General features: G+C 69.8%; 7 protein-coding genes. 3 read left to right on the top strand and 4 right to left on the bottom strand.

Annotated elements, in window-relative coordinates:
• Window positions 1-11: 11 nt before the first annotated feature.
• On the bottom strand, window positions 12-1,031 hold the full coding sequence (locus ACNPM4_RS16010; protein ID WP_400857384.1) for a zinc-dependent alcohol dehydrogenase family protein: 1,020 nt from the start codon (window positions 1,029-1,031) through the stop codon (window positions 12-14).
• Between the two features lie 128 nt (window positions 1,032-1,159).
• On the opposite strand from ACNPM4_RS16010, the gene ACNPM4_RS16005 reads away from it, so the two are divergent.
• The 3 genes from ACNPM4_RS16005 to ACNPM4_RS15995 all read left to right on the top strand — a co-directional run bounded on the left by ACNPM4_RS16005 (window position 1,160) and on the right by ACNPM4_RS15995 (window position 2,788).
• A complete protein-coding gene (locus ACNPM4_RS16005) occupies window positions 1,160-1,819 on the top strand; it encodes a GTP cyclohydrolase II (RefSeq protein ID WP_448986339.1) in 660 nt (219 codons plus the stop codon).
• A 28-nt stretch (window positions 1,820-1,847) separates the two neighbouring features.
• Window positions 1,848-2,321 carry a MarR family winged helix-turn-helix transcriptional regulator gene (locus ACNPM4_RS16000; protein WP_400857382.1) on the top strand — a complete coding sequence of 158 codons (474 nt, stop codon included), beginning with the start codon at window positions 1,848-1,850 and terminating at the stop codon, window positions 2,319-2,321.
• Between the two features lie 107 nt (window positions 2,322-2,428).
• Window positions 2,429-2,788, top strand: a complete 360-nt coding sequence (locus tag ACNPM4_RS15995) for a helix-turn-helix domain-containing protein (RefSeq protein ID WP_448986338.1) — start codon at window positions 2,429-2,431, stop codon at window positions 2,786-2,788.
• A gap of 1 nt (window position 2,789) precedes the next feature.
• Here ACNPM4_RS15995 and ACNPM4_RS15990 read toward each other — a convergent pair whose 3' ends face one another.
• From ACNPM4_RS15990 to ACNPM4_RS15980, 3 genes are all read right to left on the bottom strand, one after another.
• A complete protein-coding gene (locus ACNPM4_RS15990) occupies window positions 2,790-3,383 on the bottom strand; it encodes a ClpP family protease (RefSeq protein WP_262002064.1) in 594 nt (197 codons plus the stop codon).
• Window positions 3,380-3,997 carry a ClpP family protease gene (locus ACNPM4_RS15985; RefSeq protein ID WP_448986337.1) on the bottom strand — a complete coding sequence of 206 codons (618 nt, stop codon included), beginning with the start codon at window positions 3,995-3,997 and terminating at the stop codon, window positions 3,380-3,382. The genes ACNPM4_RS15990 and ACNPM4_RS15985 overlap by 4 nt, the downstream gene beginning before the upstream one ends.
• An 87-nt stretch (window positions 3,998-4,084) precedes the next feature.
• A complete protein-coding gene (locus ACNPM4_RS15980; RefSeq protein ID WP_448986336.1) occupies window positions 4,085-4,597 on the bottom strand; it encodes a hypothetical protein in 513 nt (170 codons plus the stop codon).
• Window positions 4,598-4,771: the final 174 nt, after the last annotated feature.

Genomic DNA, 4,771 nt, shown 5'->3' with positions numbered 1-4,771 from the left:
GCTCGACGACGTCAGACCGTGAGCAGCACTTTGGTGGCGCGACGCTCGTCCATGGCGCGATATCCCTCGGCGGCATCCTCGAGTGGGAGGGTGAGGTCGAACACCTTGCCGGGGTCGATCTTGCGGTCCCAGATGAGCTGGATCAGCTGGGGCAGGAAGCGCCTCACCGGCGCGGGCCCACCGTGCAGGTGCACGCCGGAGAAGAACAGCTCCTCACCGGGCAGTGCCACGTCGTGCGAGACGCCGACGTAGCCGACATGTCCGCCGGGGCGGGTCGAGCGGATCGCCTGCATCATCGACTCCTGCGTGCCGACCGCCTCGATCACCGAGTGCGCGCCGAGCCCGTTCGTGAGCTCCTTGATACGCGCCACCCCCTCGTCCCCGCGCTCTTCGACGATGTCGGTGGCGCCGAACTCACGCGCCAGTGCCTGCCGGTCGGCGTGCCGGCTCATCGCGATGATGCGCTCGGCCCCGAGTTCGCGGGCGGCGAGGATGCCCAGCAGTCCCACCGCCCCGTCACCGACGACCGCGACCGTCTTGCCGGGTCCGGCCTCGGCGGCGACCGCCGCGAACCAGCCCGTGCCGAGCACGTCTGATGCCGCGAGCAGCGAGGGGATCAGGTCGGCGTCGGGCTGCCCGGGCGTGACGACGAGCGTGCCGTCGGCGTGCGGGATGAGCGAGTACTCGGCCTGCGTGCCGTACTTCCCCATCGGGACGACGTGCACGCAGCGGGACTGGTAGCCCGCCTGGCAGATCTCGCAGGTGTTGTCCGAGGCCATGAACGAGCCGACCACGAAGTCGCCGACCTTCAGGGTCTGCACCTCGGCGCCGATCTCCTCGACGACGCCGACGTACTCGTGCCCCATCGGGGTGTGATCGACGTCGTCGTCGCCGCGGTACGGCCACAGGTCCGACCCGCAGATGCAGGTCGCGGCGAGCCGGATGACGGCATCCGTCGGCCGGGTGATCGTCGGCTTCTCGCGCTCCTCGACCCGGACGTCGCCGGGGGCGTACATGACTACTCCACGCATTCTTACTGCTCCTTCTGTCGTGTGAATCCAGTCAACGCCGATTCCGCCACGCGTGGGAGGCTCTCTCATGGCACCCCTCGGATCACGGCGGACGGGAATAGTTCGACGGGCCGCGCGTTGCACCCGACATGATTGAAACTTCAACCGTCGCTCCGGTCGCCACGGAGCGCACCCGCGTCCGCGTGCCGCTGCGCTTCGGCGACGGCTTCTCCACCACCGCCGACGTCGTCACCTTCGACGGCCTGATCGACGGCCGCGAGCACCTGCTGCTCGGCCTCGGCGACTGGCGCGCGGCACTCGAGCGCGCGGCCGACGGAGGCGCCGCACCCCTCGTGCGCCCGCACAGCGAGTGCCTGACCGGTGACGTCTTCGGCTCGGAGCGCTGCGACTGCGGCCCCCAGCTGCGCGAGGCCGTGGAGCGCATCGCCGACGAGGGCGGATTCCTGCTCTACCTGCGCCAGGAGGGTCGAGGCATCGGCCTGTACGCCAAGCTCGACGCCTACGCGCTGCAGGACGCCGGACTCGACACGTATGAGGCCAACGTCGCCCTGGGCCACGGCGAAGACGAGCGCGACTACACCGTCGCCGCGCAGATGCTGAACGCGGTCGGCGTCGACGGCATCCGCCTGCTGAGCAACAACCCCGACAAGGCCGTGCAGCTCGAGGCCCTCGGCATCCGCGTCACCGAGCGCGTGCCCACCGAGGTGCACCTGTCGGAGGCGAACTCCCGTTACCTGCAGGCCAAGCGCGACCACACCGCGCACACGCTCGACCTGTCGGCGGCGTGACACGAGCGTGACACTCGAGGAGGGCACCATGACCGCGGCAGGACAGCATCCGCGTCGACTCGACGACGGAGAGATGGCGACATGGCTTCCCGTCATCCGGTTCGTCCAGCTGCTGCCGCAGGTGCTCGACCGCACCCTGAAGGAGGAGGTGGGGCTCAACCACGCCCGCTACGCCATCCTCGTCACGCTGGCCGGGCAGGGCGAAGGCACCGTGACGATGACGGAGCTCGCGCGCATCGCCGGCCTCAGCCGCTCACGCCTGAGCCACGCCCTCGACTCGCTCGAGGAGCGCGGCTGGGTGGAGCGCACCTCGTGCAGCTCCGACAAGCGCACGCTCTCGGCCACCCTGACCGCCGAAGGCCGCGAGATGCTGCGCACGGCCGCTCCGGTGCACGTCGAGCAGGTGCGGGAACTGGTGCTCGATCCACTCACGGCGGAGGAACGCGAGCAGCTCGAGGCGATCCTCGGCAAGCTCCTGCCCGGCGTGACCGCGGCGCTGTAGCCCGATCACCCGCGGCGAGGTGCGCGAGTTCCTCTCCTGAACAGGCAGCTGTTCTGCTCTGAGCAGAACAGCTCGAACCCGCCGGATGCCGCGGTTTATCGTGAGGCATGGCCGACCTGATCTCGTTCCCGCGCACCCCTCGCCCCGATCGCCCGAAGTCGGGCGGCCCCGAGCCGCTGTGGCGTCAGATGCTGGGCGACCAGCTGCGTCGCCGCCGACACGACCGCGAGGAGACCCTCACCGAGACCGCGGAGAAGGCGGGCGTCTCGCCCCAGTACCTCTCCGAGGTCGAACGGGGGCTGAAGGAGCCGTCGAGCGAGATGATCGCGGCCATCGCCGGCGCACTCGACACGAGCCTGATCGAGCTCACGAGCGCCGTGGCCGATGACCTGCGCTCGGCCGCGGTGCCGGCATCCGCTGCCGTGTCGGTGTCGGTGTCGCGCGGCTCCTACGCCCTCGCCGCCTGACTCACAGCCCCCGCGGTCCGAGCACCGTGTCGATGAGCCCGTAGTCCAGGGCCGCGGATGCCGTGAACACCCGGTCGCGGTCGGTGTCGGCGCGGAGCTCCGCAACCGTGCGCCCGCTGTGCCTCGCGAGGATCTCCTCCATGTCGGACCGCACCCGCACCACCTCGTCGGCCGCGAGGATCAGATCGGGGATCGCACCGCGCGACTGGCCGGCCGGCTGATGCAGGACGATGCGGGCGTGCGCGAGCGCGGCGCGCTGGCCCTCCGCACCCGCGGCGACGAGCAGCGCAGCGGGACCGATCGCCTGTCCGACGCAGGTCGTCGCGATCGCCGGACGGATGTGCTGCATGGTGTCGTAGATCGCCAGGGCCGCGCCGGGGTCGCCGCCCTCGCTGTTGATGTAGAACTGGATGCCGCTCTCCGGACTGTCCGCGTCGAGGTGGAGCAGCTGCGCGATGAGGGCGTTCGCGACACCGGCATCGATGCCCGTTCCGAGATAGATGACGCGTTCTGCGAGCAGGTGGGAGTAGACGTCCATGATGCGCTCCCCCCGCGGATGCTGCGCGATGACGTTGGGGATCGAGTAGGTGCTCATGCGGTCACCCCCAGTCCGACGCGCGCGCGTTGCCGCGGCATCACCTCGGCGATCGAGGCCACGATCCCGTCGATGAAGCCGTAGTCCTGCGCCTGGGTCGCGGTGTACCAGCGGTCGTGCAGCGAGTCCTCGAAGATGCACTCGAGGGGTTGGCCCGTGTCGGCGGAGATGAGGCCCAGCACGGTGTCGCGCATGTGCCGCAGGTCGTCGGCCTGCGTCTCGATCTCGCCCGCGGAGCCCCCGATGCCCGCCGAGCCCTGATGCATGAGGATGCGCGCGTGCGGTAGCGCCCGCCGCTTGCCCGGGGTGCCCGCGGAGAGCAGGAACTGCCCCGCGCTGCAGGCGAGCCCGAGGGCGAGGGTCGCCACGTCATTGGGGATGAGACGCATGATGTCGCGGATCGCGAGCATCGACGGCACCGAGCCGCCGGGCGAGTGGATCCAGAGGGCGATGTCGGCGGCGGGATCCTCGGCCGACAGGGCGAGCAGCTGCGTCATCAGCAGTGTGCCGTTGTCATCGTCGAGCGCACCGTCGAGCACGAGCACGCGCTCGTGGAACAGTGCGCGCCGGGCCTCAGGGCCGAACTGCGGGATGGAGGGGTTGTCTTCGCTCATGCCCCCAGCATCCGTCGCCGCCGCACGCGTGCGGTCGGATTCTGCCCTGAGCCGCTCTGCTCTGAGCAGATGCGTCCTGACGCCGTCTCAGCGCAAGCCGTCTTCGCAGTTGCTGCCCGCGCGCGCCTCCCACCACAGGGCGTATTCTTCCCCGTCGCCCGCATCGATCAGCCACGGGGGGAACGTGACGTACTTCTCCATCGCGAGGCCCCAGGTCGCATCAGCCCGTGTCGACCCGGGGTCGTCTGCGGGCAGCTCATCCTCGGTCGTCCAGTGCTCGGCCGGATGGCTCTTCGCCCATTCGTAGATCTCCTGGCCGGTCTGCGACCAGTCACGGGAGTTCATGCTCTCGGCGATGTCGGCGGGCATCGGCAGCCGGTCCGGAGTGCTGTAGTCGTACGTGCAGGAGTATTTCTGCCCGTCATCGGCGACATAGCTCAAGGAGATCGTCACGTTCGTGGTGAAACCGAGCTTCGAATCCAGGATGGCCATCGTGACGATGACGAGGGCGACGAGGGCAGCCGCCGCGATCCCGATGATCCCCCATACGCGGCGACGTGGCCGAGCCGATCCTGCGGGCGACGGAGCATGACCAGCCACGAGCAGATCCTTCCCCGATTGCGGACGGCGAGGGGCCTCTTCCCGGGACACGACCGCATCGCATCCTCGTCGGGAAACTCCCCCGCATTCCATCGTGCCCGTTCCGGATACGACTCGCCAATCGCGGTGGATCGCAGCGGGTGCGGGTGCGGCCTGAGCGGATGCCGTGGGGCA

Source organism: Microbacterium umsixpiens, from assembly GCF_053543675.1.
This window is presented reverse-complemented; position numbering and strand designations above follow the sequence as displayed.